Genomic DNA, 1601 nt, shown 5'->3' with positions numbered 1-1601 from the left:
CCTCCCCCCCGGGGGGGCGGGCCGACGCACACACCGGCCCCCGCGGGCCGCCCGCCTTTACCCCCCCCCACGCCCGCCGCGCCCCCCCCCCCCAACCCCGGGGGGGCCCACCGGGGGGGCCCCCCCCGGCGTTCGAGGGCTGTGCGGGGCCGAGGTTCTCGCAACCTGGCCCGATTTCGACCCCGGAGAAGGGCTCAGGCGGCCGAGGCCAGCGCGCGCACCAGCAACGGCGTGACCTGCTCGACCTGCCAGCGCCGCGCACCGTACCCCGCGAGCGAGTCCTCCACCGCGCCGGGCGTCGGGTTCTTCGGCGGCTCCCAGCAGATCCGGCGCACCGTGTCCGGAGTGATCAGGTTCTCCTGCGGCATGTTCAGCCGCTCGGCGAGCTCGGACACCGCGGCGCGGGCCGCCGAGAGCCGGGCCGCGGCCGCCGGGTCCTTGTCCGCCCAGGAACGCGGCGGGGGCGGGCCCGCGAGAGGCTGGCCGGGCTGCGGGAGCTCGGCCTCGGGCAGCGCCTTGGCCCGCTCGACGGCCGCCTGCCACTGCTCCAGCTGACGTCGTCCCATGCGATGGCCGAAGCCCGGCAGGGCGGTCAGTGCCTGGACATCGGTCGGCAGTGCGAGCGCGGCCTCCACGATCGCGGCGTCGCCCAGCACCTTGCCGGGCGAGATGTCGCGGCGCTGCGCGACCTGGTCACGGGCGTTCCACAGCTCCCGTACGGCCGCCATCTGACGGCGGCGGCGCACCTTGTGCATGCCGGACGTGCGGCGCCACGGGTCCTTGCGCGGGGGAGCGGGCGGTGCCGAGGCGATCGCGTCGAATTCCTCCTGCGCCCACTCCAGCTTGCCCTGTCGGTCGAGCTCCTCCTCCAGGGCGTTGCGCAGATCGATCAGCAGCTCGACGTCGAGGGCGGCGTAACGCAGCCAGGGGTCGGGCAGCGGGCGGGTGGACCAGTCGACGGCGGAGTGCCCCTTCTCCAGCGCGTAACCGAGCACGCTCTCGACCATGGCGCCGAGGCCGACGCGCGGGAAGCCGGCGAGCCGCCCGGCGAGCTCCGTGTCGAAGAGCCCGGTGGGGGTCATTCCTATTTCGCGCAGACAGGGCAGGTCCTGGGTGGCGGCGTGCAGGATCCACTCGCTGTCTTGCAGCGCCTCGCCGAGCGAGGACAGATCGGGGCAGCCGACCGGGTCGATCAGCGCGCTGCCCGCGCCTTCGCGGCGCAGCTGTACGAGGTAGGCGCGCTGGCCGTAGCGGTAACCGGATGCGCGCTCGGCGTCGACGGCGACGGGGCCGGTGCCCGCGGCGAAAGCCGCGACCACCCGGGCCAGGGCGTCGTCGGAGGCCGCCACCGGGGGAATGCCCTCGCGAGGTTCGAGCAAGGGGATCGGCGCCGGGGCGACGTCGTCCGGGGGAGCGCCCCCGGTGGTTCGCAGTGAAGTGTCTGCTGCGGTCTCTTGGGCGTCGGTCACGTGTCAAGGATATCTGTGTATGCACGGCGCGCGGCGGGGGGACCGTGGCTAGACCGGCGCCCCGGAAATTAAAAAATACCCACCCCCCTACCGGGGAATTATGATTTAAAAAAAAAAGAGACCACCAACAAG

The 1601-nt window shown here is 73.5% G+C and carries 1 protein-coding gene; it reads right to left on the bottom strand.

Translation table 11 applies throughout. The features are described from left to right. Positions 1 to 194: 194 nt before the first annotated feature. A complete protein-coding gene (locus ACFVXE_RS01600) occupies positions 195 to 1469 on the bottom strand; it encodes an HRDC domain-containing protein (protein ID WP_389668099.1) in 1275 nt (424 codons plus the stop codon). Between the last annotated feature and the right edge of the window lie 132 nt (positions 1470 to 1601).

The sequence above is a fragment of the Streptomyces sp. NPDC058231 genome (genome assembly GCF_042882275.1).
Classification (GTDB): Bacteria; Actinomycetota; Actinomycetes; order Streptomycetales; family Streptomycetaceae; genus Streptomyces.
Note: the sequence above shows the minus strand (reverse complement) of the source record. Positions and strands in the feature narration are given on the sequence as shown.